Annotated in this window: 25 protein-coding genes; 20 read left to right on the forward strand and 5 right to left on the reverse strand. The window is 65.4% G+C overall.

Features of this window, described 5'->3' with window-relative positions:
* The first annotated feature begins 71 nt into the window (after positions 1-71).
* The 12 genes from GOACH_RS22360 (at position 72) to holA (ending at position 12,001) form a co-directional block, all read left to right on the forward strand.
* The gene (locus GOACH_RS22360) at positions 72-830 is read left to right on the forward strand and encodes an HNH endonuclease family protein (RefSeq protein ID WP_005180432.1); all 759 of its coding nucleotides are present in this window, start codon (positions 72-74) and stop codon (positions 828-830) included.
* A 182-nt stretch (positions 831-1,012) separates the two neighbouring features.
* Positions 1,013-2,332, forward strand: a complete 1,320-nt coding sequence (locus GOACH_RS22365) for a glutamate-5-semialdehyde dehydrogenase (protein ID WP_005180433.1) — start codon at positions 1,013-1,015, stop codon at positions 2,330-2,332.
* Positions 2,332-3,264, forward strand: a complete 933-nt coding sequence (locus GOACH_RS22370) for an AAA family ATPase (RefSeq protein ID WP_005180436.1) — start codon at positions 2,332-2,334, stop codon at positions 3,262-3,264. The genes GOACH_RS22365 and GOACH_RS22370 overlap by 1 nt, the downstream gene beginning before the upstream one ends.
* Complete coding sequence (locus GOACH_RS22375) at positions 3,264-4,706, forward strand: vWA domain-containing protein (protein ID WP_083859131.1); 1,443 nt, start codon at positions 3,264-3,266, stop codon at positions 4,704-4,706. The genes GOACH_RS22370 and GOACH_RS22375 overlap by 1 nt, the downstream gene beginning before the upstream one ends.
* A 23-nt stretch (positions 4,707-4,729) precedes the next feature.
* Positions 4,730-5,536: a nicotinate-nucleotide adenylyltransferase gene (nadD, locus tag GOACH_RS22380; protein ID WP_005180441.1), complete on the forward strand. Its 807-nt coding sequence runs from the start codon at positions 4,730-4,732 to the stop codon at positions 5,534-5,536.
* The gene (rsfS, locus tag GOACH_RS22385; protein WP_005180443.1) at positions 5,533-5,895 is read left to right on the forward strand and encodes a ribosome silencing factor; all 363 of its coding nucleotides are present in this window, start codon (positions 5,533-5,535) and stop codon (positions 5,893-5,895) included. The genes nadD and rsfS overlap by 4 nt, the downstream gene beginning before the upstream one ends.
* Complete coding sequence (locus GOACH_RS22390) at positions 5,892-6,605, forward strand: histidine phosphatase family protein (RefSeq protein WP_005180446.1); 714 nt, start codon at positions 5,892-5,894, stop codon at positions 6,603-6,605. Before rsfS ends, GOACH_RS22390 begins: the two co-directional genes overlap by 4 nt.
* Positions 6,602-7,375 (forward strand): diglucosylglycerate octanoyltransferase, encoded by a 774-nt coding sequence (gene octT, locus GOACH_RS22395; RefSeq protein ID WP_005180448.1) that lies wholly within the window; start codon positions 6,602-6,604, stop codon positions 7,373-7,375. The genes GOACH_RS22390 and octT overlap by 4 nt, the downstream gene beginning before the upstream one ends.
* A 10-nt stretch (positions 7,376-7,385) precedes the next feature.
* The gene (locus tag GOACH_RS22400) at positions 7,386-8,249 is read left to right on the forward strand and encodes a DegV family protein (protein ID WP_005180453.1); all 864 of its coding nucleotides are present in this window, start codon (positions 7,386-7,388) and stop codon (positions 8,247-8,249) included.
* 288 nt (positions 8,250-8,537) lie between these two features.
* On the forward strand, positions 8,538-9,482 hold the full coding sequence (locus GOACH_RS22405; RefSeq protein WP_005180455.1) for a ComEA family DNA-binding protein: 945 nt from the start codon (positions 8,538-8,540) through the stop codon (positions 9,480-9,482).
* A 6-nt stretch (positions 9,483-9,488) separates the two neighbouring features.
* Positions 9,489-11,030 carry a ComEC/Rec2 family competence protein gene (locus GOACH_RS22410; RefSeq protein WP_005180463.1) on the forward strand — a complete coding sequence of 514 codons (1,542 nt, stop codon included), beginning with the start codon at positions 9,489-9,491 and terminating at the stop codon, positions 11,028-11,030.
* Positions 11,027-12,001, forward strand: a complete 975-nt coding sequence (gene holA / locus GOACH_RS22415) for a DNA polymerase III subunit delta (protein ID WP_005180466.1) — start codon at positions 11,027-11,029, stop codon at positions 11,999-12,001. Before GOACH_RS22410 ends, holA begins: the two co-directional genes overlap by 4 nt.
* A 152-nt stretch (positions 12,002-12,153) precedes the next feature.
* Here holA and rpsT read toward each other — a convergent pair whose 3' ends face one another.
* A complete protein-coding gene (gene rpsT / locus GOACH_RS22420) occupies positions 12,154-12,414 on the reverse strand; it encodes a 30S ribosomal protein S20 (RefSeq protein ID WP_005180469.1) in 261 nt (86 codons plus the stop codon).
* A 240-nt stretch (positions 12,415-12,654) separates the two neighbouring features.
* On the opposite strand from rpsT, the gene GOACH_RS22425 reads away from it, so the two are divergent.
* From GOACH_RS22425 to GOACH_RS22440, 4 genes are all read left to right on the forward strand, one after another.
* Entirely contained in the window at positions 12,655-13,788 is a 1,134-nt protein-coding gene (locus tag GOACH_RS22425) for a hypothetical protein (RefSeq protein WP_005180472.1), read from the forward strand.
* 123 nt (positions 13,789-13,911) lie between these two features.
* Positions 13,912-15,738, forward strand: a complete 1,827-nt coding sequence (locus tag GOACH_RS22430; RefSeq protein WP_174320863.1) for a circularly permuted type 2 ATP-grasp protein — start codon at positions 13,912-13,914, stop codon at positions 15,736-15,738.
* On the forward strand, positions 15,738-16,718 hold the full coding sequence (locus GOACH_RS22435; protein ID WP_217999530.1) for an alpha-E domain-containing protein: 981 nt from the start codon (positions 15,738-15,740) through the stop codon (positions 16,716-16,718). The genes GOACH_RS22430 and GOACH_RS22435 overlap by 1 nt, the downstream gene beginning before the upstream one ends.
* On the forward strand, positions 16,715-17,563 hold the full coding sequence (locus tag GOACH_RS22440) for a transglutaminase family protein (RefSeq protein WP_005180477.1): 849 nt from the start codon (positions 16,715-16,717) through the stop codon (positions 17,561-17,563). Before GOACH_RS22435 ends, GOACH_RS22440 begins: the two co-directional genes overlap by 4 nt.
* A 21-nt stretch (positions 17,564-17,584) precedes the next feature.
* Here GOACH_RS22440 and GOACH_RS22445 read toward each other — a convergent pair whose 3' ends face one another.
* The 4 genes from GOACH_RS22445 to GOACH_RS22460 all read right to left on the reverse strand — a co-directional run bounded on the left by GOACH_RS22445 (position 17,585) and on the right by GOACH_RS22460 (position 21,034).
* Positions 17,585-19,429, reverse strand: coding sequence for a DUF222 domain-containing protein (locus tag GOACH_RS22445; protein ID WP_005180478.1), 1,845 nt, complete (start codon positions 19,427-19,429; stop codon positions 17,585-17,587).
* Between the two features lie 134 nt (positions 19,430-19,563).
* Positions 19,564-19,791 (reverse strand): hypothetical protein, encoded by a 228-nt coding sequence (locus tag GOACH_RS22450; RefSeq protein WP_005180481.1) that lies wholly within the window; start codon positions 19,789-19,791, stop codon positions 19,564-19,566.
* A 164-nt stretch (positions 19,792-19,955) separates the two neighbouring features.
* The gene (locus GOACH_RS22455) at positions 19,956-20,372 is read right to left on the reverse strand and encodes a type II toxin-antitoxin system PemK/MazF family toxin (protein ID WP_005180486.1); all 417 of its coding nucleotides are present in this window, start codon (positions 20,370-20,372) and stop codon (positions 19,956-19,958) included.
* Positions 20,369-21,034, reverse strand: a complete 666-nt coding sequence (locus GOACH_RS22460; protein ID WP_005180490.1) for an alpha/beta hydrolase family protein — start codon at positions 21,032-21,034, stop codon at positions 20,369-20,371. Before GOACH_RS22460 ends, GOACH_RS22455 begins: the two co-directional genes overlap by 4 nt.
* 16 nt (positions 21,035-21,050) lie before the next feature.
* Between GOACH_RS22460 and GOACH_RS23205 the strand changes: the two genes are divergently transcribed.
* The 4 genes from GOACH_RS23205 to GOACH_RS22475 are packed head-to-tail and all read left to right on the forward strand — an operon-like array spanning position 21,051 to position 25,578.
* Positions 21,051-21,314: a hypothetical protein gene (locus tag GOACH_RS23205; RefSeq protein WP_157227943.1), complete on the forward strand. Its 264-nt coding sequence runs from the start codon at positions 21,051-21,053 to the stop codon at positions 21,312-21,314.
* 15 nt (positions 21,315-21,329) lie between these two features.
* Positions 21,330-21,581, forward strand: coding sequence for a hypothetical protein (locus GOACH_RS23210; protein WP_052004108.1), 252 nt, complete (start codon positions 21,330-21,332; stop codon positions 21,579-21,581).
* A gap of 45 nt (positions 21,582-21,626) precedes the next feature.
* Positions 21,627-23,510 (forward strand): translation elongation factor 4, encoded by a 1,884-nt coding sequence (gene lepA, locus GOACH_RS22470; protein ID WP_005180497.1) that lies wholly within the window; start codon positions 21,627-21,629, stop codon positions 23,508-23,510.
* Between the two features lie 4 nt (positions 23,511-23,514).
* On the forward strand, positions 23,515-25,578 hold the full coding sequence (locus tag GOACH_RS22475) for a M3 family metallopeptidase (RefSeq protein ID WP_005180499.1): 2,064 nt from the start codon (positions 23,515-23,517) through the stop codon (positions 25,576-25,578).
* Positions 25,579-25,630: the final 52 nt, after the last annotated feature.

Here is a 25,630-nt window from a genome sequence, read left to right on the forward strand (position 1 = left end):
CCAGATCGAGCCGCGTCTGCGATGCCCCGCCAGAGGGGAACCGCCGATGGCCGCGCGGCGTCGAAGTTGGCGTGAATCCTGTCATCGCGGTGCCGCTGTACCGACTACGAATGCGCTATCGGCACGCCCGGCGCGAGGCGCAGTGGCCTGCGCGTCGGTGGGCCGTCACCGCGGGGTGCGTGCTGACCGCCGTCGTCGTGGCGGTCGGGGTGTACCGCGACGTGCCACGCACCCGGCCGGGACAGTGGCATACGGAGGCGCAACAGGCACTGCGCGGGCTCGCTGCGGTCGAGGTCGTTGGGTCGCGCGTTTCCCGGGGCGATTACGATCGGTCGGCGTTCGGGTCGTCGTGGACCGATGATGCGAATGTCTTGGGGAGCGGGAACGGTTGCGACACAAGGAATGACATCCTTGCCCGCGATCTCGAGGACGTGCGCGTCGGTCCGGTGACCTCGTGTCCGCGCGCGGTGGTCGGTGGCGAACTCCGCAGCCCGTACACCGGAAAGACGGTGGTGTTCCGACGCGATCGCAATGCGACTGCCGTGCAGATCGATCACATCGTGCCGCTGGCGTTCGCGTGGGACATGGGCGCCTTCGGGTGGCCTGCACGACGTCGTGTCGATCTGGCCAATGACCCGGCCAATCTGGTCGCCGTCGACGCCGCGTCAAATCAGGAGAAGAGCGACAGCGAGCCTGGCCGATGGCTGCCGCCCGATCACGGATTCCACTGCCAGTACGCGATCGAGTTCGTCGTGGTGACCAGCACATACGGTCTCGCTGTCGATGCCGCGTCGCGCAGTGTGCTCGCGGGGATACTCGGGCGCTGTTGAACTGTGGGGCACAGCACCGAGACGATGTGCGAGGTTGTCGGGTGGGCGATCTTGGGTCGGTACCGCGCCCCGACGTACTCTGGACACGTTGTCCGTCGGCAGACGTCGCAGCATGCAGCCGTCTGCCGGGACCGCGACAATCAGTGAACGCGACAACCCGTGAACGCGAAACCGAGGAATTGATGAGCGCACCCACCGTGGCCGGAACCGAGGCGACCGAGAGCGGTTCCGCGGCCACCGAATCGCAGGCGGCTTCCGGGCTCGCCATCGAAGAGATCGTGCACGCGCAGGCCAGGGCGGCCCGCGTCGCCTCGCGGGCGCTCGCAGCGCTCACCACGACCGCCAAGAACGCCGCTCTTCGTGCCGCGGCCGATGCCGTCGACGCGAACACCGAGTCCATCCTGGCGGCCAACGCCGACGACGTCGCCCGCGCGGAGGAGGCCGGAACCGAGACGCACCTGATCGATCGGCTCCGTCTCACGACCGAGCGTGTCGCGGGCATTGCCGACGGACTGCGCCAGGTCGCGATGCTGCCCGACCCGATCGGCGAGATCGTTGCGGGCAAGACGCTGCCCAACGGTCTGAGACTGCGCCAGGTACGGGTGCCGCTCGGTGTGGTCGGCATCGTGTACGAGGCTCGCCCGAACGTGACCGTCGACGCCTTCGGTATCGCCTTCAAGTCCGGAAACGCTGTGCTGCTGCGCGGTTCGTCGTCGGCCGCGTCGTCGAACGCCGAACTCGTCCGGATTCTGCGGGAGGTGGTCGGCGATGCAGGCGTCCCCTCCGACGTCGTCTCGCTGCTGCCGAGTGACGATCGCTCGAGTGTCACCGCGTTGATCCGCGCACGCGGCCTCGTCGACGTCGTGATCCCACGCGGGGGTGCGGGTTTGATCAGCGCTATCGTCGCGAACGCGACGGTTCCGACCATCGAGACCGGGACCGGGAACTGCCACGTCTACGTGCATGCTCTCGCCGACGTCGACGTCGCCGCCCGCATCATCCTCAACGCCAAGACGCGGCGACCGAGCGTGTGCAATGCGGCCGAGACGGTGCTCATCGACAAGGCGATCGCTGCCGATGCGCTGCCCAAGATCCGGCAGGCGCTGCAGTCGCAGGGCGTCGTGATCCACGGCGACGAGCCGGGAATGGAGCCCGCCACGGAGTCCGACTGGTCCGAGGAGTACCTGTCCATGGACATCGCGATGAAGGTCGTCGACGGACTCGATGCCGCAGTCGCGCACATCGACACCTACGGCACGGGACATACCGAGGCCATCGTGACCACCGACCTCGCCGCTGCCGAAGAGTTCACCAACCGGGTGGACGCCGCCGCGGTGATGGTCAACGCGTCGACAGCATTCACCGACGGCGAGCAGTTCGGATTCGGTGCGGAGATAGGCATCTCGACGCAGAAGCTGCACGCACGCGGACCGATGGGCCTGCCCGAACTCACCTCCACCAAGTGGATCGTGTGGGGCGACGGACAGATCCGGCCCGCATGATGGCCGATCTCACCTCGACCCGGAACCCATCGGCAGCCGAAGCCGCTCCCATCGTCCCGTCGTTCTCGGCGGTGCCCGACGTCGTCGAGCGGTTGCGTGCCACCGGTTATCTCGCCGACGACGCGACCGCGACGTCGACCTTCCTCGCCGACCGGCTCGGCAAACCGCTTCTCGTGGAAGGCCCTGCGGGAGTGGGCAAGACGGAGTTGGCTCGCGCGGTCGCCGCAGCCACCGACGCCGAACTCGTGCGTCTGCAGTGCTACGAGGGCATCGACGAGGCGCGTGCACTCTACGAGTGGAACCACGCGAAGCAGATCCTGCACATCCAGGCCACGGGTACGCGTGACTGGGCCGAGGCGAAGACCGACATCTTCTCCGACGAGTTCCTGCTGCCGCGGCCCCTGCTGACAGCGATTTCGCGCACCGATCCGACGGTGCTGCTGATCGACGAGGTCGACAAGGCCGATGTCGACGTCGAGGGTCTACTGCTCGAGGTGCTGAGCGACTTCGCGGTGACGATCCCGGAGATGGGGACCGTCGTGGCATCGCGTCGGCCGATCGTGATCTTGACGTCGAACGCCATGCGTGAGCTGTCCGAGGCGCTCAAACGGCGCTGTCTCTACCTCTACATCGACTTCCCCGATGCCGCACGGGAGAAGGAGATCCTGGCGTCGCGGGTGCCGAACCTCCCGGACGCGCTCGCCGCCGAGCTCGTTCGCATCGTCGGTGTGCTGCGCACCCTCGACATCCGAAAGAAGCCGTCAGTGGCGGAGACCATCGATTGGGCCAACACTCTGCTCGCGCTCGGTGCGGGTGAGGAGCGTTCGAAGGGCGGTCGCCTCGACGATGGCCTCATCGCACGCACCCTCGGTGTGGTCCTCAAACACCGCCCCGATCTGAAAGTGGCCGTCAAAGAACTCAAGCTGGGCTGATGTCACGGGCCGATCGGGGCAACGATGCCGCCACGATGCCGTCAGTGCCACTTGTCGCGCATCTCACCGACTTCGTCGACGCGCTGCGACGACGGGGAATAGCGGTCGGCCCGTCGGCACTCATCGATGCCGCGCGCGCCATGGAAGTCCTCGACCTCCTCGATCGCAGCAGTCTGCGCGAAGGGCTCGCGGCAACGCTCGTCGATGACCACATGCACCGCCCCGCGTTCGATCGGCTCTTCGACCTCTGGTTCCCTGTGGCGATCGGAGCGCGCACTGCGGGCGACGAACTGCCCCGAACAGAATCCGGCGAGGTCGACGTGGCCGGGGTACGCGAGATGCTCGCCGATCTTCTCGCCGACGAATCGGCAGAAGCCGACGGTCGGTTGTCACGGGCGGTGGCCCAGGTGGTCGACGAGATGGGGCGCTATCAATCCAGTCGCGGAGAGGCATACTCCGCGTATCAAGCGCTCTCGAGTGTGGATCCGCAGACGCTGATCGCGCGGATCGCGGCGGCGATGGCAGGCGGGTCGGGCGACGACCTCAGTGTGGGCGACGATCCGACCCATCGGCGAGCGGCTCGTGAACGGATCAACCGTCTGCGCACCGCGATCGAGGTGGAGACTCAGCGGCGAATGGCCGACCGCAACGGACGCGACAAGGTCAGCGACTACGCCGTCCCGACGCTGCCGGAGAACATCAACTTCCTGGCGGCGGGAAAGAAGGATCTCACCGAGATCCGCCGAACCGTGGCACCGCTGGCACGATTGTTGGCCTCACGATTGGAGATTCGACGACGCCGCGCTCATCGGGGGGCTGTCGACGTGCGGGCGACGCTTCGCGCATCGATGTCGACGGGCGGCGTGCCGATCGAGCTCAAGACCCGCAAGCCCCGCCCCGGCCGGCCCGAACTGGTGATCATCTGCGACGTATCAGGATCGGTTTCCGGCTTCTCCCAGTTCACCCTGCAACTCGTGTACGCCCTGCGGCAGCAGTTCGCCAAGGTGCGGGTGTTCGCATTCGTCGACACCGTCGACGACGTGACCGAGTACTTCGACGACGACGAGGGGTTCGGCGGCACCGATATCGGCGCGGCAATGCATCGCATGCTGACGCAGGCGCGGCTGATCACGCGCGACGGCCACTCCGACTACGGACACATGCTCCGCGGATTCGTCGACACCTATGCCGACACATTGACCCATCGGGGAGCCCTGCTCATCCTCGGCGATGCGCGCAACAATTATCACGACGCTGCCGAGGACTCCCTGCGTGAGCTGGTCGACCGCGCCCGCCACGCCTATTGGCTCAACCCGGAGGCCCACAACGAGTGGGGGACCGGCGATTCGGCCGCCGACGAGTACGCGGAGATCATCGACATGTTCGAGTGCCGGAACGCCACGCAACTGTCCGCGGTCATCGCCGACCTGCTGCCCGTGTGACTGCTCGCGTAAACTCACCGCTCATGGCACATGACCGTCCGCGTGCGCGCCGGATCGGTGTGATGGGCGGAACGTTCGATCCCATCCACAACGGGCACCTCGTGGCGGCCAGTGAGGTCGCCGCCCGCTTCTCGCTCGACGAGGTGATCTTCGTCCCGACCGGCCGACCGTGGCAGAAGCTGACCGGCGACGGCGATCAGGTTCCCGACCGAACGAAGCAGGTCAGTCCGCCCGAGGACCGCTACCTCATGACGGTGATCGCGACGGCGTCGAATCCGCAGTTCAGCGTGAGCCGTGTCGACATCGACCGCGCAGGCTTCACCTACACGGTCGACACGCTGCGCGATCTGCGCGCGACACTTCCCGATGCCGACCTGTACTTCATCACCGGGGCTGACGCCTTGGAGTCGATCCTGTCGTGGCAGGACTGGGAGGAACTGTTCGAGCTCGCCACCTTTGTCGGGGTGAGTCGTCCCGGCTATGAGCTCAACGCCAGCCATCTGGCCACGCATCTGAGGAATCTGCCACCGGATACGCTGCACCTGATGGAGATACCCGCATTGGCGATCTCCTCCACGGACTGTCGGGCGCGCGCGGCAACGGGACGGCCGGTCTGGTACCTCGTACCCGACGGCGTCGTCCAGTACATCGCCAAGCGCAGGCTCTATCGGCGTCCCCGGGTGAACTCGCCCGGGGTGTCGGCACCGCTCAAACGCGAGGACGACGACTCGGCCGGACGCGCCGCCAGCCCACCGGGTGCAGACAGCCCGCCACGTGCAGACACCACAACACACCCGGTGGACGACCACCGGTCGAAAGGACGAACGTGACAGCAGCAGCTGAGTCATTGGCCATGGCGAAGGTGGCAGTCGCTGCCGCGCAGGACAAGGTCGCCACCGACGTCACGGTGATCGACGTGTCCGAGCAGCTCGTCATCACCGACCTGTTCGTGATCGCGTCCGCCGACAACGAACGCCAGGTCAACGCCGTGACCGACGAGATCGAGGACAAGATGCGCGAGGCGGGCTTCAAGCCCGTCCGCCGTGAAGGTACCCGTGAGGGGCGGTGGGCGCTGCTCGATTACGTCGACATCGTCGTGCATGTGCAGCACGCGGATGAACGCGCCTACTACGCGCTCGATCGTCTGTGGCAGGACTGCCCCGTCGTCGATCTGGAGAGCGACGCGTGAGCGGAGCGCCTGACGATCACGACACCTCCGTCGAGCGACTCACCCCGGTGGTGCGTCGACTCATCCTGCTGCGACATGGACAGACCGAGTACAACGCGACCAGTCGGATGCAGGGGCAACTCGACACCGATCTCTCCGATCTCGGTGTCCGGCAAGCCAAGTCGGCCGCGGCAGCACTCGCTGAACGGAATCCTTTGCTCATCCGGTCGTCGGATCTGCGGCGCGCACACGACACAGCGCAGGCGCTCGCGGTACTGACCGACCTTCCGGTGCAGACCGACAAGCGGTTACGCGAGACCCACCTCGGAGAATGGCAGGGCATGACCCATCACGAGGTCGACGACGTCATGCCCGGTGCGCGAATCCTGTGGCGTGACGATGCCACGTGGCGTCCGCCAAGTGGCGAGAGCCGCGTCGATGTCGCAGCCCGCGCGGTGCCCGTCGTCGACGAACTGCTCGCGAGCGTCGACGAGTGGGGTAGCGGCGACGCACCGGAGGCCCCTGTCGTCCTCGTGGCCCACGGTGGGGTGATCGCAGCGATGACAGCAGCACTCCTCGACCTCCCCGTGGCCAACTGGCCGGTGTTCGGTGGTCTCGCCAACACGAGTTGGGTACAACTGTCCGGGCACGGACTTCCCGACGAGAAGCCGCGCTGGCGTCTGGACGTATGGAATGCGTCCGCAGAGGTTGCCGACGCCGGGGTGCAGTGAGCGGCACGACGCCGGCGAGCGCGTCCGACGACTGCCTGCTTGTCCTGTCCGATTCTCTGGCGTACTTCGGTCCGCAGGGTGGACTGCCAGCCGACGACGCGCGAATCTGGCCCAATATCGTCGGAGCACAGTGCGGTCTGCCCGTGCGGTTGTTCGGGAGAATCGGCTGGACGAGCCGAGACGTGTGGTGGGCGATGACCCAGGACCCGAACATCTGGGCAGCCGTCCCGCACGCACGTGCGGTGATCCTGGCGTTCGGCGGGATGGACTCGCTGCCGTCGCCGCTGCCGACCGCACTGCGTGAGCAGATCAGATATGTGCGACCGGGACGCCTACGGCAACTCGTCCGGTCCGCCTACCATTGGGTGCAGCCGCGGGCATCGAAGATAGGTTGGCCCGTTGCGCTGCCTCCGGCCGTGACCGTCGAGTATCTCGACAAGATCCTCGACGCGCTGACGCAGTTGCGTCCCGACCTGCCGATCGTCGTGTGTCTGCCGTCAACACATCGGAGTCCCTATTACGGCTACGTGCACACCGGTCGCGTGCCGACGACCGCGGCTATGCGCGCCTGGTGTGAGCGCAACGCACTCGCATACGCCGACTTCTATCCGCCGACCCGCGACGCCTACGACGATCCCGCTGATGAGATGAACCCCGACGGCATCCATTGGGGTTTCCGATGTCATCGGGCCGTTGCGGACGTGGTGGTGCAGCCGGTTCTGAGCGCGCTCGACGGTCCGGCTGTCCGGAGCTCGAAGCGAACCGGCTAACGTAGGACGCGTGCCTGTCGTCGTCGTCACAGATTCCTCAGCACGGCTGCCCGCTGCCGTCGCCGACAGCTACGACATCATCCAGGTTCCGCTGCACCTGACCCTCGACGGCACCGACTACCTCGAGGACGACGAGAACGTCCCCGCCGACATCGTGTCGACGCCCGGCGTGACCACGGCGGGTGCCACCCCGCACGATCTCGTGCAGGCGTACGGCGAAGCCATCGAGCGCAGCGAAGGTGACGGCGTCGTCGCGGTCCACATGTCCCGAAAGCTGTCGGGCACCTGGAGTGCAGGCCGGCTGGCCGCGGAGGACTATTCAGGCCAGGTCCGCGTGGTCGATTCGCGGTCGGTCGGGTTGGCCGTGGGGTTCGTCGCGATCGCCGCGGCTCAGGCAGCCAGGGACGGGGCCGATCGGGACCGTGCCTACGAAGCAGCCATTCGCCAGGCCGCGACTGTCGAATCACTGCTCTGCGTACAGAATCTGGACAATCTCCGTAACAGCGGACGCATCAGCGCCGCAAGCAAGATGCTCGGCTCCGCGCTGTCGATCAAACCGATCCTGCACGTCGTCGACGGCACACTGACACTGCGCGAACGGACGCGCACCTTCTCCAAGGCGCTTGACAAGATGTCCGAAGCGGCCATCGACTATGCCGATGGCCGCCCGGTGACGCTCGGTGTGCAACATTGCCAAGCTCCTGCTGCCGCAGCCGATCTCGTCGTTCGGCTGCGCGAGAATCTGCGCAGCGTGACGTCGAGTATCACCGTGGATCTGGGCCCAGTGCTGGGCTGTCACGTCGGTCCCGGCGCCGTCGGCGTGGTCATCGGTACCCAACTCGACCCCATCACCAGAGGATCGTCAGCCGGCTGACGAGCGGGCCCGGGTTGTCCACACTCTGATCCGGCTCCACAGATCCGCGGCTGCACACGCATCGACTTCTCGACCGGGGGACCTCCCCACCTACGGTCGGAAGCCATGAGCGACAAACCAATCCGGATGGCGCGCGGGTCCGCGATGCCAGGCGGCATCGGACGAGGTTCGGTTCGCGGACCAACGGTGGCGCGATCTGCGCTCGATCGACTGGCGCCGACAACGTCTGTTCCCGCTCACGTCGATGAGGAGAGTGGTGCCGCGAGCGGGCGCCAGTCGGACGATTCGGTGCGGGATGACTGGGGAATCGCCACGACACCGGGATGGCTTGCCCCTGGTGCTGAGCGGCAACATCGGGGGCGGAACGGGGTTGGATCCGACCCCGGCGGATTCGATCCCGACCACCGCGAGCACGCGTATCCGTTCGCCGATTACGACGACGCGCCGGAGGACGTCGGTATCGACGAGGACGAGGAGAACCGTCCGCGTTACCGATTCGCGGTCGCGCCCGCCGGCGCGATCGCTCTGATCCTGGTGGGGGTGATCGCGTGCGTAGTGGCCGGTTTCGGACTCTTTCGCAGCGACGACGTCGTGCCGACCGTAGCCTTTCCCGCATCCGCCGGGCCGTCGTCTGCGACCGGTTCCGGTGGCGTCGACAGGTCGGCGAGTGCGGCGCAGACGGGTACTCCTGGTGAGTCGACGGTTGTGCAGGCGCAGATGGTGGTGAGCGTGGTCGGATTGGTGCGCAAGCCCGGCCTCGTGCGGCTTGCGCCGCGATCACGGGTGGCCGATGCGCTCGCGCGCGCGGGCGGCCCGCGTCAGGGGGCAGACACGACGTCGTTGAATCTGGCCCAGGTCCTCAACGACGGAGACCAGGTTCTCGTCGGCTATGCGGGAAAGGATGGTCAATTATCGCTGCGTAGCGCGGTGGTGGCCGCGGGGAGCGGAGGGGGTGCACCGGTGGCATCGCCCGACTCCGGCACCACATCCGAGTCCGGCACTGACACAACAGGTTCGACCGGCTCCGGGGCTGCGACCGGCAAGGTTGACCTGAACAGCGCAACCGCGGAGCAACTCGACACGCTGCCGGGCGTCGGGCCGGTGACGGCCAAGTCCATCATCGAGTGGCGTGCCCAACACGGAAAGTTCACGTCGGTCGATCAACTCGGTGAGGTCGACGGTATCGGGCCGGCACGGCTGGCGAAGCTGCGTGATCTCGTGACCGTGGGTTGATGCGGCGTGGACTTCCGACTGGTCACCCCGGCACTCGTGGTGTGGTCGGTCACCCTGCTCGGGTTGCGCGGGCCGACGTGGTCGATGCCCGTTGTGCTGCTACTCGGCGTGACCATCTGCGCCGCAGGTCTTTTCGTGCGAAGACGGTGGTGTGTGAGTTGGCAGGTCATCGGTGTCGTGATTCTCGGAGCGGGGATGGCGGTCACGTGCGCATGCGCCCTCTGGCTACGTCTGGAGACGCGCGACACGCACCCGCTGTTCGGAATGTCGGGCAAGGCCACGGTCACGATGTCGATCCGCCATGACCCGCGCAACTTCGGTCCGGCCCAACGAGGTCAGGTGACGACACGGGTGACCGTGCTCGCGGTCGGGGAGCGGCGAGTTCATTCCGGTACCGCCGATGTCATCGCGCGCTCGTCGGGGTGGGCGGGGTTACTGCCCGGTCAGCGTCTGCGCGTATTGGTGAGCGTCCGCGCCCCGCGCGGCGGCGACCTGACGGTCGCGCGGCTGACCGCGTCGGGATCACCGACGCTGCTTGGGCGACCCCCGCCGCTGCAACGCGTAGCAGGCGTCGTGCGGGCGAGATTGCAGCAGAACTCGGCGGAGGCGCTCACCGGGGAATCGGCGGGATTGCTGCCGGGACTGGTGATCGGCGACGAGAGTTCGTTGTCGGAGACGGTGCGGAATGAGTTCAAGGCTGCGGGCCTCAGTCACTTGACCGCGGTGTCGGGGGCAAATTTCGCGTTGGTGTGTGGGGCGGCGATGGTCGCTATCAGGTTGGCGGGAGCGTCGCCGAGAGTCGCCGCCGTGTGCGGGATGGTTGTGATCGTCGGGTTCGTGATTCTGGTCAGGCCATCGCCGAGTGTCGTGCGGGCGGCGATGATGGGTGGTGTCGGGCTGCTCGCGTTGTTGTCGACGCGACGCGCTCGTGCGTTGCCTGCGCTCGGTGTGGCGGTGATCGGAGGTCTGCTCTGGTGGCCGGAGCTTGCGAGCTCGCCGGGTTTCGCGTTGTCGGTGGTCGCCACTGCTGGTTTGGTGCTTGTGGCGCCTGGTGTTCGAGACAGGCTGCGTGAGTGGAGAGTCCCGCCGGTCCTGGCTGAGGTTCTCGCCATTGCGATTGCTGCGCAGATCGTGACGGCACCGGTGATCGCGTTGATCAGCGGAATGTTCAATGTGGTGTCCGTGCTGGCGAATGTCGTCGTGGCGCCGGTTGTCGGCGTGATCAGTGTGATGGGGACGTTGGCTGCGCTGATCGGAATGGCGGGTGACGTTGGATCGGTATGTGCACAATTGTTACTGCGTGCGACTGCGCCGGAGCTGTGGTGGATGCTGGCCGTTGCCCGGTGGTTGGGCGGATTGAGATGGGCGGCAATCGATATCCCCGATGGGGTGCGCGGGATGGCACTGGTCATGGTGTGCACCGTTGGTGGTGTGACGTTGATCCGCTCGCGTGCGATCGGGTGCGTGGGACGCCGAGTGCGCGAGACGGGCGCCACACGACGAGTCATCGGTGCCCGGACGCGGTGTCGGGGACGTCTGGCACCATGAGTGGCGTGACCGACCGCCTGCATCTTCTCCTCGGAGACGACGATTTCCTCACCGGACGAGTGATATCTGGTGTGACGAGTGGTCTGTCGAAAGAAGTCGGTGCCGATATTCCGGTGACGCGGGTGCGCGCGGGCGACGTCAGTGAGCACGAACTTGCCGAACTACTCAGTCCGTCGCTGTTCGCCGAGGACCGCGTCGTCGTCGTCGAATCTGCAGCCGAGGCGGGTAAGGAGCCGGCGGCACTGATCGCCCAGGCGGCACGCGAACTGCCCGACGGCATCACACTGATGGTCATCCACTCCGGAGGCGGGCGCGCGAAGTCGATGCTCGGCGAGCTGCGCAAGGCCGGTGCCGTCGAACACGACTGTGCGGCGCCGCGGTGGCCGTCGGAGCGGATGAACTTTGTCCGCAAGGAGTTTCGCGAGTTGGGTGTCAAGGTGAGTGCCGACGTCGTCGAGCAGGTGGTCGAGGGAGTCGGTGCCGAGCTTCGCGAGCTCGCTGCCGCGTGTAGTCAGCTCGTCGCAGACACCGGCGGGAAGATCGATCGTGATGCGGTTCGGCTCTATTACCAGGGTCGCCCCGAGGTCACCGGCTTCGAGGTCGCCGACAAGGCAGTTACCGGCGATCGTTCCGGTGCGCTGGAGTCACTGGCCTGGGCGGTGCATCACGGCATACCCCGAGTTCTGCTCGCCGACGCGCTGGCCGAAGCAGTACATGCCATCGCCAGGGTGCGCGGCATCGGATCGATGGATCAGTACGCCGCAGCGTCGGAGCTGGGGATGCCGCCATCGCGCGTGAAGAAGGTGCAGTCGCAGGCGCGAGCCTGGGATTCGTCGTCGATCGCGCAGGCTGTCGTTGTGGTCGCCGGGCTCAACGGTGACGTGAAGGGGCAGGCCGCAGACGCCGACTACGCCCTGCTGCACGCAGTCGATGCCGTCGCCTCCCTGCGCCCCACCTCGCGTCGACGCTGACCGTCGCTGGGCAACGCAACTCACCCCGGCGACCGCGTGGAAGTCGCCGGGGTGAGTTCGCTCGTGTGGGACGACGGTCGGCGCTGCGACCCGCTATGTGGCCGGGGCGCGCTCGGACTCGTCGACTCCGGCGCATGCCGGAAGGGGTTACCTCAGAGCTTGTTGACGGCCACAGCGATGGCCGACTTCTTGTTGGCAGCCTGGTTGGCGTGGATGACGCCCTTGCTGGCTGCCTTGTCGAGCTTGCGGCTTGCCGACTGTCCGAGCTCAGCGGCCTTGTCCTTGTCGCCGGCGTCGACAGCTTCGCGGAAGCTGCGGATCGCGGTGCGCAGCGAGGACTTCACCGACTGGTTGCGCTGCCGACGGATCTCGTTGGTGCGGTTCCGCTTGACCTGGGACTTGATGTTTGCCACGCGTGTGTACCTATCAGTTGTTGTTGCTGGGTGTGTGTCTCTGAGCAGGTCAAACGAGCGGGCAGCCTCTGCCAACCGTCGACTCTGCGACAGCGGTCTACTTTACCAGCCGGAAACGGGGGTCCCAAATCCGTGGCGTCGGATGGCTGCGCCCGTTCCGGTATCGATCTCCTGTGAATCGGTGGGACGGCGCGCCGGGATACACCTGTTCGGGATGTCCGGATCTAGGCTCGACACATCATGTCAGTTGTCTATGTTCACGTCGGATTACCCAAGACGGGCACCACTCATCTCCAGGATCGCTTGTGGTGGAACCGCGACCTCGCTTTTCGCGACTCGGGTCTGCTCTACCCGGGCAACGAGATGGCCGATCACTTTCACGCCGCCACACACCTGCAGCCCGACAGATATCTCGACTGGGTCGATCCGGCGTGTGCCAACAGCTGGCCGACGATGGTCTCGCAGATGCGGGCATGGCCGGGGAAGTCGCTGGTGTCGCACGAGTTGTTTGCGACAGCGCGCGACGACCAGATCGAGTCTCTGGTGAACGATCTGTCGTTCGCCGATGAGGTCCACGTGATCGTGACCGTGCGCGACCTCGCCCGCCAGTTGCCGTCTGTGTGGCAGGAGAACGTCAAGAACCAGCGTCTGGCATCGTTCGACGACTTCGTGACGTCGGTGCGGCGGAACGCGCCACGTCGAACGGGATCGTGGGGCGGCGACATGGAGGAGGAGCCCTTCTGGGAATTCCAGGACTACGTGGGCATCCTCGGCCGGTGGGCGAAGTTCGTCGGACCCGACAGGGCTCATCTGGTCACCGTGGCCAGGCCGGGAACGGGCGCGTCGTCGTTGTGGGAGCGCTTCTTGTCCGTGCTCGACGTCGATCCGGCCCCCATGACCATCGACGTCCCGACCAACAACACGTCACTGTCGGCCGCACAGGCAGAGTTCCTGCGCCGTCTGAACTCACGCCTGCAACCCGACGACATCGACTGGGACAGATATGAGCGCGTGGTGAAGGGACACATCATTGCGAAGGTGCTCTTCGAGCAGAAGGGTGGTACTCCGCTTGGGCTCTCGACAGAGCAGCGCGCCTGGGTTGCCGACGAAGCGGAGGCCATGGTCGACGCCGTGCGAGCCGCCGGATACCCGGTGACCGGCGATCTCGGCGATCTCGCGGTGGATAGGACGGCGGGCGACGACTCCCGACCTCCCACCGTGGACGAGATCCTCGACGCGTCGCTCGACGCGGTTGCGGGTGTCGCGAAGACAATGCCGTATCCGGAGTCGAGGGCTCGCATGCAGACGCGCGCAGCGAACGTCGTGCGTCGTGTCGGGCGACGAATGGTGTCGGTGCGGCGCAGGCTCGGCTAGCGGCCGAGGGCCTGTGGCCCCATTCGCCGATCGGTTGTACTGCACCGGCGGTGATGAGAGATGTGCGACGCGCCTGAGCAGACGTCATGCCGAGCGGCCTGAAGTGAGGCACCATGTGTGTCTATGAGTCCCGCGTCAACCGGAGCGCCAGCCAAGAAGGCAGCGCGCAAGTCCGCACCCTCGTCGTCGAAGTCCGCCAACGGAGCCAAGTCGGCCAACGGGAAGGGCTCCGACTCGGGACAGTCCGTCAAGGGCGGTAAGGCGAAGGTGGTTCGCGAGACAGCGCCGACCGACACCGGCATTTTCAAAGGCTATTCGAAGGGGCCTTACGGCAAGGCCTTTGACGAAATGTTCGACGCCGACGGCGAGGTGCGGCCAGCGTATCGGGGCATTTTCAAGGTCATGGCCGAATCCGATCGCGCCGACCTCGAAGCCCGGGTCGATGCACTCGGCCGTGCGTTCATCGACCAGGGCATCACATTCTCGCTGTCGGGCATGGAGCGGCCATTTCCGTTGGACGTTGTGCCGCGGGTCATTTCGGCATCCGAGTGGAACAAGCTCGAGGCGGGGATCACGCAGCGCGTCCAGGCGCTCGAACTCTTCCTCGACGATGTGTACGGCGAGCAGGAGATTCTCCGCGACGGCGTCCTGCCCAAGCGGCTGGTCCACTCCTGTGAGCACTTCCACCGCCAGGCCGCAAACATCCGTCCTCCCAACGGTGTTCGCATCCATGTGGCAGGCATCGACCTGATCCGTGATGCCAACGGTGACTTCCGGGTTCTCGAGGACAATCTGCGGTCGCCGTCGGGTGTGTCGTACGTGATGGAGAACCGTCGAACCATGGCGCGGGTGTTCCCGGACCTGTTCTCCACCCACAAGGTGCGCCCAGTCGCCGACTATCCGAGTCACCTGCTGCGCGCATTGCGCGCCTCGGCCGCGTTCAACGAGGCTGACCCGAACATCGTCGTGCTCACGCCGGGCGTCGCGAACTCGGCGTACTTCGAGCACTCGCTGCTCGCGCGGCTGATGGGCGTCGAACTCGTCGAAGGTCGCGACCTGTTCTGTCGCGACAACGTCGTGTACATGCGCACCACCGAGGGCGAGCAGCGCGTCGACGTGATCTATCGACGTATCGACGACGACTTCCTCGACCCCATGCAGTTCCGTCCCGATTCGATGCTCGGGGTGGCAGGTCTGCTCAACGCTGCGCGCGCAGGCAACGTCGTCATCTCGAGTGCAGTCGGTAACGGGGTGGGCGACGACAAGCTCATCTACACCTACGTGCCGGAAATCATCAACTACTACCTCGGTGAGAAGCCGATCATCGGCAACGTCGACACGCTGCGCTGCTGGCTACCCGAGGAGTGTGAGGAAGTGCTCGACCGGATCGATGAACTCGTCGTGAAACCGGTTGAAGGGTCGGGTGGGTACGGCATCGTCTTCGGGCCCGACGCCACCAAGGCCGAGTTGGACACATTGGCCCGCAAGGTCCGCAACGACCCTCGCGGATGGATTGCGCAGCCTGTTGTGCAGTTGTCGACGGTGCCCACAAAGGTGGGGGACTCGCTACGGCCTCGACATGTCGACCTCCGGCCGTTCGCGGTCAACGATGGCGAGAAGGTCTGGGTGCTGCCGGGCGGCCTGACCCGTGTAGCGCTACCGGAAGGTTCGCTGGTGGTTAATTCGAGCCAGGGCGGTGGATCGAAGGACACGTGGGTGCTCGCCAGCAGGGCAACTCAGAGCGAGCGTGAACTCGGTGGCGGCAAGGTCGTGACGTCCAGCGCAGCCAAGGCGGCACGGCCCGCGGAGAGCGCACCAGATCCTGTCTTCGAACAAACGCAACAACAACAGCAGGGCCTCGGCTCGTCGACGCAGACCCAGAGCATGCACGGGATGACGCAGAGTCAGGGCACGTCCATGACCCAGAGCACGGGCGGTGATCGCCGATGATGTTGGCCCGCAATGCCGAATCGCTGTACTGGATAGGCCGATATGTCGAACGTGCCGACGACATGGCACGTCTGCTCGACGTGGCGATCCACCAACTACTCGAGGACACGTCCGCAGACGTCGACGGTGCCGTCCGCATGGTCATCGCGGTTCTCGGCCTCGAGGTCCCCGACACCGACGAACCCCTCGATGTGTGGGCACTGACCGAGCACGTCGCCTACGCGAAGGGCTCTGCGGGGTCGGTCGTCGACCTCATTCGCGCTGCGCGGGAAAACGCCCGGGGTGCACGGGAAGTCACGTCGAGCGAGATGTGGGAGTGTCTGAACACGACCTACAACGGACTCGCCGAAGCGGAGCGTCGCGGGCGTCGATTGGGCCCTCATGAATTCCTCTCGTACGTCAAGAACCGGGCTGCGATGTTCGCGGGACTCGCCGATGCGACGATGAGCCATGACGACGGGTACCGCTACCTTCTTCTGGGTCGGTCCGTCGAGCGTGTCGACATGACCATCCGCATGCTCCTGTCACGCGCCAACGACACCATCAACTCGCCCGCGTGGGTGAATGTTCTAGTGTCTGCGGGGGCTCACGACACGTATCTGCGCACCTATCGTGGTCTCCTCGACGCGGAGAACATCGTGCAGTTCATGTTGTTGGACAGGCTGTTTCCGCGGTCGGTGTTCCACGCGCTGCGGGTCGCCGAGCAGAATCTCGCCGAGATTGAGAAGCGGCCCAGCCGCGTCGGCGAACAGGCCGAGGCGCTGTTGATACTCGGGCGGGCGCGTAGTTCGCTCGAGTTCCTCGAACCGGGACGGTTGCTCGAGGGGCTCCAGGAGCGGTTACTTGATTTGCAGGACACCTGCCGCGCGGTGAACGAAGCGGTCACCGCCCAGTATTTCCATGTGTCGCCGTATGTTTCATGGGCCGACGCCCGGGTCAGCGACGGTGAAGACCACTTCATCGAGGAGAGTGAACTGTGAGCTGGCGTCTGAGAGTTGTGCATTCGACGGGGTTCGCGTATCAGAGCCCGGTGACCTCATCGTTCAATGAGGCGCGACTGACTCCCCGAAGTGACACCCGGCAGAACGTGATCGTCAACCGAGTCGAGACTGTGCCCGCAACCCGTGCGTACCGCTACACCGATTATTGGGGTACCGCTGTCACGGCATTCGACCTCCACGCCCCGCATGAGGAGCTCGAAGTATCGGGTATGTCGGTGGTCGAGACCGAGGCGGGGGAGCGCCCGGGGCCGGACAAGGCGGTGACCTGGGAGGAATTACAGAGCGAGTATGTCGCCGACCGCTACGACGAAATGCTTTCGTTCACAACCTATGTGCCCAAGAACGGGCGGCTTGGAACGACGGCGCGGCGGATCGCGAAAGGACTCGAACCCGAAGCTGCCGTCGAAGCCATCTGTAAGTTCGTGCACGAGGAGATGGAGTACGTGCCCGGGACCACCGGTGTGCACAGCACCGCTGTCGACGCGTGGAATGAGCGCAAGGGAGTGTGCCAGGACTACGCACACGTCAGTCTCTCCATGCTCCGCAGTCTCGGTGTGCCGGCCAGGTACGTCTCCGGGTACCTGCATCCCAAACCCGACGCGAAGATCGACAAGACGGTCGAGGGGCAGAGCCACGCGTGGATCGAGGTGTGGACCGGTGGCTGGTGGGGCTACGACCCGACCAATGACACCCCGATAACCGAGCAGCACGTCTCGGTCGGTGTGGGGCGCGACTACTCCGATGTCTCGCCACTCAAGGGCATCTACACCGGAGGCAAGGCCACCGATCTCGACGTCGTCGTCGAGATCACCCGACTGGCCTGACGTGCACGAGTAGTGCCGTCGTCAGAACGGTGGTGGTCCGGCTGTGTCGTCGATGAGAGGCTTGTCGGTGTTGCGGGTGAGGCGTCGTTGGCGGTTGCGGTGTCGTTCGGCGCGGCGGCGGGCGTGCTTGTTCGCCGCGCGTGTTCGGTGGCGCGGTGAGGCCTGCGGTGGTGGGGTTGCTGGTGGTCGGGGTGGTGGGTCGCCGGTGGTTGGTGGGGTGAAGCGGAGTCGGCGGAGGCCGGGGAAGGTGTCTTCGAAGGTTTCGGCGTCACCGGGAATGACGAAGCCTTCCGGGGTGACGTATTCGGTAACCAGTCGGCCGGTGGCCGGGTCGCGGTACTGGTCATCGACCCAGTTGCCGAACGTTTTTTGGATGTGCCCGTACCGGCATTTCGTGTTGAGGTTCTCGTAACTGGTGGGCCCACCAGCATCCGGCGTGTGGTGGTCGTATTCGGCGACGTGATCGTTATCGGCGGTCCATGCCGAACGACTGCAGCCGGGATCGACACAGTAGCCGTCACGGCACCGCACCGCTTCATCGAGTGCGGTGGATGGCCGGTACGGGTCGACGCCGTGTGCGGGCAGGGTGAAGGTGCCGTCAGCGTTCTCAGGCGTGTTGATCGGAACGACCCGGTGGATCACCGCGTCCGGGCGGGCGGCGATATCCCGCACGTGTTCGGCGGAGATGATGCCGTACCCATCCATGAACCCCACCGGCACAGCCTCGGGCGACACGTCCGGGCGCGAACGCTCGACCCGCACCGTCCAGGTGCCCGGCCCATCGCCGCTCTCGGACTCACCGTCACCATCGACACCCTTGACCGTCTCTGCTTCACTCGCCACAGAATCCGCGCGACGAGCCCCGGACTCCGCGGTGCTGTCGGCGGGTTCGGCTGTACTGGAAAGTACTTCAGGTGCGCCGAGTGCGGCCTCGTTGCACACGACGTGGATGACGAACCGCGGATCAGCCGGCGGCACGGTGCCCGGTTCGGGAATCGCCGCCGTGCACTCGATGCTGCCGCAGGCGCATTCGAACCGTGAACCGCTCAAAAGCGCGAACATCGCATCCGAGGCGCGTTGCTGACGCGTCCGACCATCACCGTCACATACCGCGTCGGCCAGGCGTCGTACCGCAGCGACCGCTACTTGCACGTTCTCCGCCGACATCACCGCGGTGATCTCCCCAACCCCGTCACCACAGTTGTCGGTGAACACACCTCGTTTGTCCAACGCACGCTCGCGGCGTTCACGCACCGCATCCGGATCCTGGCGGAACACGATCCGATCAACCATGTCGCGCAGGCGCGGTCGTTTCCACGACCCGCGCCGTGTGCGCAGCGTGGTCGCGATCTGCTCATCCACTGCCGCCACCACCTCCGCAGCCGTGCCCGGCCCACGCACCAGGTCGGTGCGTGAGATCACCAGCCGCGCTTGGTCGATCGACACGATCCCCTCACGCAGACAGCCGAACACCTGCGGCAGATCATCACGCAACACGATCGCCTCGTCGATCATGCGTTCAGCCTGCGACCGCGATACCGCGAAGATTCCCGAAATGCGTGCTGCGGCATCGGCGAAACCATCCACGATCAGGCCATCACACTCGGCACGCTCGACGACCAGCCGGTCATAGAGGACCCCGATCGACTGATACCGCGCCCACACCACAAACGCCTCCCCACAACGTAACCGGGTCAGACCCTCCAACACCGCAACCGTGTCCGAACCATCCGGAGCGGCCGGATCGATGCCACCGAGCAAAGCTGTAGGCACGCCGGTTGCCCAATCCGACAGATCAGCATCGGGCGTCGAATCATCTTCTCCCGCCACAGAATCTGCGCCCGGTCCCACCGATTCGATCGACACCCCACACCCCCTCCCGGCGACTGGATCGAACGTTTGAGCCCATTCTACGACCAGCCACCGACAAGGAATTCTCACAGAGAATTGCGGTCTTTCAGGTCTCGATGTCGATCGCCGCGCAATCGCAGAAGTCCGGGTCATCGACTCCGGTACTGCTGCTCCATTGCTTCAAGAGTGTGACGGTCACTGACAGTGTGGTCGTGTCGGAACTGGCCGATAGGCGTCGCCAAGATCGACTCTGCGGCGACCTCGGTCACGTCGAGGAGGTGCATCAATGCTGCGCGTGCTTCGGTTTCGCTGTCGGCAGTGGTGATGGGAGCCAGGACATCCTGCGGTCGTGTCTGGGCCGCGACACGGGATCTCATGAATTCGATGCGTCGATCCTCGTCGTCCTCGGTGCTTACGGCGTGGCGCCTCGCGTAAGTGAACCGGGGCTTAATAGGTCGAGCGGGCTGACATGGGTGCCCAGATTCGGTAGTTGTGAACGTGCTCGCCCCAAGGCGTGTCGGCGATCAGCGGTATCGGCGACTCATCGCCAGCCGTAGTCGCGTCGCAGTCGTTCGGCGACGGCGTCGAAACGTTGTTTGTCGAGGATTGCGCCTTCGCGTCGAATTCCGTGTTCGAGGACGTACAACACGCGGTCGAGACGGATGTAGCTGTCGCGGTGTTCGTCGTCCCAGACGCCGGTCCCCAGTTCCATCCAGTTCGGGTCCTCGCGGTGGTAGTCCTGGCTCGAGAGCATCAGGCCGAGGAGATGCGTGTGCTCTTCGCCGCGGTCACGTCCGACGACCAGCACCGGACGATCCTTGCCCTTGCTCGGATCGTCCTCGTAACGCACCCAGGTCCAGACGATCTCACCGGGATCGGCCGCGCCGTCGAGGTCGGGGGAGTAGACGATCTCGCGCGCCGCCTCATGGGTGGGGCGTGCCTGCGTCCGGCTCGTCATCGGGTCGACCCGTTCAGAATCAGTTCGTCGACGGCGTCGGCCGCGAGCTGAGCAGTCGGCTTCTTGTCGGGTTTCAGATCGTGGCCGGTTTTCGCGATCTCGACGAGCCGCGTCGGCGCGGCAATGAGCGCGATGGCGTCGGTGATCTCCTCGGTCGTCGCGAAGGGATCCGACGCTCCGTGCACGATCACTGTCGGAACCGTGATGTCGCCGAGGTGATCAGTACGCGCGCGATCGGGTTTACCAGGGGGATGCAGGGGGTAGGACGAGAGCAATAGACCCGCCGCGTCAACGGTGTCGCCATCCTCTGCAACGACCATCGAGGCCTGCCTACCCCCGTAGGAATGTCCGCCGAGAATGAGCGAGCCGTCGGATTCGGAACGGAACAGCGACGCCGCCGCGCGTATCCCGTCCCGATCGCCGGCAGCACCCGATGGGCTCGGCGGTCCCTTCGGTCTGCGCTGCCGGTACGGCAGGTCGATGCACGCGACGAAGACCCCACGGCCGCTGAACTCCGTGCCGTAGGCCCGCATGATCGCGGTCTGTCGGTTTCCGCCCGCGCCGTGCGCCAGCACCAGTACGGCGCGCGGGTGCGTGTCCGGACGGTAGATATCTGCAACGACGCCGTCGGCGGTGAAGGTCTCGGGGCTCACAGTCTTCACGCTATAAGTTGGCGTGGTGCGTGCGATACGAGTGGTGTGGATCGTGGCTGCCGTGGCGGCGGCCGCCTACGCCATGTACTGCGGCTTCATCCAGGTCGGCGAGGTGACGTTGGGCTGCAGCAAGGGTGGCGAGCTGTCAGTCTACGATGCGCGCCCTGGCGCAACCTGCGAGGATTCGGTCTTCACCGCGCTGGGTCCGGGCAGGCCGGTCGTGTTGGCTCTGCTGTTGATGACGCCGCCGCTGATCGCGGCGTGGGCGCTGCGCATCTGGGTGTCGTGACTTGTGGTACCCGCGATGGCAGTGTTGATCTTCGTGGGCATCGCAAATTGGGCCGACTTCTGGCTGCTGCTGTCCTTCGGTGCACTCCCACTGCTCGTGGTGTCGATCGTCGTGGCCACTGCACATCTGGTCGTCCGTGCCCACACGGATTCACGCCGAGCTCGCGACGAGGCAACTGGTTCGCTTCGCGATGTCCTCGACCCCGACAGGCCGACCCTGGGACGAGCGCCGACAACCCGGCCCCGACCTGTCGACGGCGAGCCGTGAGAAACTGGACCCGACGACCACATCCGCATCGCACCTCGAGCACGGGTGCGTACCTGTAGGAGCAGTTCGATTCCCACCTTCGCCGACACCACGTTCACCGATCCCGCACGGATCCGGAACTTTTGCATCATCGCGCACATCGACCACGGCAAATCGACCCTGGCCGACCGGATGTTGCAGCTCACGGGCGTGGTCGCGGAGCGAGACATGCGCGCTCAGTACCTCGATCGCATGGACATCGAGCGTGAGCGCGGCATCACCATCAAGGCACAGAACGTCCGGCTGCCGTGGAAGTCCGACGGCCCTGACGGACCGCAGACCGACTACGTGCTGCACCTCATCGACACGCCGGGCCACGTCGACTTCACCTACGAGGTGTCGCGTGCGCTCGAGGCGTGCGAAGGGGCTGTGCTCCTTGTCGACGCCGCGCAGGGCATCGAGGCGCAGACCCTTGCCAACCTGTACCTGGCGATGGACAAGGACCTGACCATCATCCCGGTGCTGAACAAGATCGATCTCCCTGCTGCCGACCCTGACCGCTATGCAGACGAGATCGCGCACATCATCGGCTGTGAGCCCGAGGACGTGTTGCGGGTGTCGGGTAAGACCGGTGTCGGCGTCACCGAACTGCTCGACGAGATCATCAAGCAGGTGCCCGCGCCGCAGGGCGACCCCGACGCTCCCGCCCGAGCCATGATCTTCGACTCGGTGTACGACACCTATCGCGGCGTCGTCACCTACGTGCGCGTCGTCGACGGCAAGATCGTGCCGCGCGAGAAGATCGCCATGATGTCGACCGGGGCCACACACGAGCTACTCGAGGTCGGCATTGTCTCGCCTGAGCCCAAGCCGACCAAGGGGCTCGGCGTGGGGGAGGTGGGGTACCTCATCACCGGTGTGAAGGACGTTCGGCAGTCGAAGGTCGGCGATACGGTCACGACCGCGCGTAACGGTGCCACCGAACCGTTGACCGGCTACCGCGAACCCCGCCCGATGGTCTATTCGGGCCTTTACCCGGTCGACGGCTCCGACTATCCGGTACTGCGCGACGCTCTCGACAAGCTCCAGCTCAACGACGCCGCGCTCACCTACGAACCGGAGACCTCGGTCGCCCTCGGATTCGGCTTCCGCTGCGGTTTCCTCGGTCTACTGCACATGGAGATCACGAGGGAGCGTCTTGAGCGCGAGTTCGACCTGAACCTGATCTCCACGGCGCCCAACGTCGTCTACCGCGTCGTCATGGAGGACGGCACCGAACAGATCGTCACCAATCCCTCCGACTGGCCCGAGGGCAAGACGCGCCACATCTACGAGCCGATCGTGAAGACGACGATCATCGCACCGAGCGAGTTCATCGGCGCGATCATGGAGTTGTGTCAGTCGCGACGCGGCGAGCTCGGCGGCATGGACTACCTCTCGGAAACGCGCGTGGAAATGCGCTACACGATGCCGATGGCCGAGATCATCTTCGACTTCTTCGACTCGCTGAAGTCGCGCACTCGTGGTTACGCGAGCCTCGACTATGAGGAGGCAGGCGAGCAGGAGGCCGATCTGGTCAAGGTCGACATCCTGCTGCAGGGCGAGGCGGTCGACGCATTCAGTGCGATCGTGCACCGCGACGCGGCCTTCACCTACGGCAACAAGATGGCCACCAAGCTCAAGGAGCTCATCCCGCGTCAGCAGTTCGAGGTGCCGATCCAGGCTGCCATCGGATCAAAGATCATTGCGCGCGAGAACATCCGGGCGATCCGCAAGGACGTCCTCGCGAAGTGCTACGGCGGCGACATCAGTCGTAAGCGCAAGCTGCTCGAGAAGCAGAAGGAAGGCAAGAAGCGGATGAAGACCATCGGTCGTGTCGACGTTCCGCAAGAGGCATTCGTCGCCGCCCTCTCCACAGACTCGGCGGGCGATAAACCGAAGGGTAAGTGAGGTCATGGGTACAAGCGATGTGAATCCCGTTCTCGCACACAGCGATCTGCCACACGGTTTACCGGACTTCGCGTCGATCTCCGACGACGACTTTCTGCCCGCTTTTCGCGAGGCCATGAGTTCGCAGCGCGCCGAAGTCGAGAAGATCGCCGACGATCCGGACGCGCCGACATTCGCCAACACCATCGAGGCGTTGGAGCTCTCCGGGCGTGACCTCGCGCGCGCATCGGGCATCTTCTTCAATCTGGTCGGCCCCGACACCAACCCGAAGCGCAACGAGATCTCCCAGGAACTCTCGACGCTGCTCACCGATCACGCGAACGCGATCGCGATGAATCCTCAACTCTTCGCGCGTATTTCGACATTGCATTCGCAGGCCGACGACCTCGATCTCACCGAACCACAACGTCGCCTCCTCGATACGCGGTACCGCGAGGCCGTTCGTGCGGGCGCGGGACTCGACGACGCCGGACAGGAGGAGATGCGCGCCATCTCGTCGCGGCTGGCGTATCTGACGACCACTTTCTCGCAGATGGTCCTCGATGACACCAACGCCTCGGCGGTGTTGGTTTCCGACGAGGCCGACGTGCAGGGCATGTCACGTGGCGCGATCGCGTCCGCCCGGCGCGCCGCTGCCGATGCGGGCCACGATTCCGGATACCTGCTGAGCCTCGAGTTGCCGACCAGCCAGTCGGTGGTCAGCGAGATACACGACGCCGCGACGAGACGACGCGTGTTCGACGCCTCGGTCGATCGGTGCTCGCGCGGCAACGAGTTCGACACGCGCGATACCGTCCTCGAGATCGTCAGGCTGCGCGCGCGGCGAGCCGAGCTGCTGGGGTACCGCGATCACGCCGAGTACGTCATCGCCGAGCAGACAGCCCCCGATCCGGCGGCTGTCGACGACTTGCTCGGCGAGTTGATCACAGCCGCCACGCGAGCAGGCAGCGCCGAACTGGCCTCCCTGACCGAATTCGCGCACGCGGACGATCCCGACGCCGAGATCACCGCTTCTGATTACACCTATTGGCTTGCCCGGCAACGCAAATCGTCGTCGGAGATCGATCTCGACGGTTTCGCCGACTACTGCGAACTCGACACCGTGATCTCCGATGGCGTGTTCTACGCAGCGGAGCAGTTGTACGGCTTGACCTTTCGCGAGCGGCCTGACCTCCACGCCTACCATCCCGACGTTCGGATCTGGGAGGTGTTCGACGAGCAGGGAACCAGCATCGGCTTGTTCCTCGGCGACTACTTCGCACGGCCCTCCAAGCGCGGTGGGGCGTGGATGAACAACATCGTCGATCAATCCACAGTGCTCTCATCGCAACCGATCATCGTGAACGTACTCAATGTGCCCAAGCCCGACGAGGGATCGCCTGCGCTGCTCAGCATCGATCAACTCACGACCCTGTTTCACGAGTTCGGTCACGCGCTGCACGGCTTGCTCTCCGCGGTCGACTATCCGTCGCAGTCGGGGACCTCGGTGCCGCGCGACTTCGTCGAATTCCCGTCGCAGGTCAACGAGATGTGGGCGTTGCATCCCGACGTCCTGGCCCATTACGCGCGGCATCACGAGACCGGTGCACCGATCCCGTCGGAACTCGCCGAGGCGGCACGCGCCAATGCCGGTGCCGACACGGCGCACGGGACCATCGAGTATCTGGCTGCCTCGGTGCTCGACCTCGCCTGGCATCGGCTGTCCACCGCACAGGCTGACGAGGTCGACGACGTCGAGGCCTTCGAGGCCAACGCATTGCGCGAAGCGGGTATCGGTTCGGAGCTGATTCCTCCGCGGTATCGGACCGCGTACTTCAACCACATCTTCGGCGGCGGCTACTCGGCCGGCTACTACTCCTACATCTGGTCGGAGGTGCTCGATGCCGAGACCGAGCAGTGGTTCCTCGCCGAGGGCGGGCTACGCCGAGAGAACGGGGCGAGGTTCGCAACGATGACGTTGTCGCGGGGCGACAGCGTCGATCCGCTCGTGGCGCACGAGAAGCTGATCGGACGCAAGCCGGAGGTCGAGCCGCTGATGCGTCGGCGCGGGCTGATGGCTGCGAGCTGAACCCAACAGGACAGCGCGGCAAGCGCAGTGAACCGTGACGTCGTGGTGAGAT

It is taken from the genome of Gordonia aichiensis NBRC 108223 (assembly GCF_000332975.1).
Lineage (GTDB): Bacteria > Actinomycetota > Actinomycetes > Mycobacteriales > Mycobacteriaceae > Gordonia > Gordonia aichiensis.

Excerpts from the sequence above, each read along its gene's own strand:
- GOACH_RS22425 (WP_005180472.1), top strand. The coding sequence starts at position 12,655 with ATGTCAGTTGTCTATGTTCACGTCGGATTACCCAAGACGGGCACCACT.
- GOACH_RS22450 (WP_005180481.1), bottom strand. The coding sequence starts at position 19,791 with ATGAGATCCCGTGTCGCGGCCCAGACACGACCGCAGGATGTCCTGGCT.
- GOACH_RS23210 (WP_052004108.1), top strand. The coding sequence starts at position 21,330 with ATGGCAGTGTTGATCTTCGTGGGCATCGCAAATTGGGCCGACTTCTGG.
- GOACH_RS22375 (WP_083859131.1), top strand. The coding sequence starts at position 3,264 with ATGTCACGGGCCGATCGGGGCAACGATGCCGCCACGATGCCGTCAGTG.
- nadD (WP_005180441.1), top strand. The coding sequence starts at position 4,730 with ATGGCACATGACCGTCCGCGTGCGCGCCGGATCGGTGTGATGGGCGGA.
- holA (WP_005180466.1), top strand. The coding sequence starts at position 11,027 with ATGAGTGGCGTGACCGACCGCCTGCATCTTCTCCTCGGAGACGACGAT.
- GOACH_RS22370 (WP_005180436.1), top strand. The coding sequence starts at position 2,332 with ATGGCCGATCTCACCTCGACCCGGAACCCATCGGCAGCCGAAGCCGCT.
- GOACH_RS22430 (WP_174320863.1), top strand. The coding sequence starts at position 13,912 with ATGAGTCCCGCGTCAACCGGAGCGCCAGCCAAGAAGGCAGCGCGCAAG.
- GOACH_RS22435 (WP_217999530.1), top strand. The coding sequence starts at position 15,738 with ATGTTGGCCCGCAATGCCGAATCGCTGTACTGGATAGGCCGATATGTC.
- GOACH_RS22365 (WP_005180433.1), top strand. The coding sequence starts at position 1,013 with ATGAGCGCACCCACCGTGGCCGGAACCGAGGCGACCGAGAGCGGTTCC.
- GOACH_RS22455 (WP_005180486.1), bottom strand. The coding sequence starts at position 20,372 with ATGACGAGCCGGACGCAGGCACGCCCCACCCATGAGGCGGCGCGCGAG.
- GOACH_RS22475 (WP_005180499.1), top strand. The coding sequence starts at position 23,515 with ATGGGTACAAGCGATGTGAATCCCGTTCTCGCACACAGCGATCTGCCA.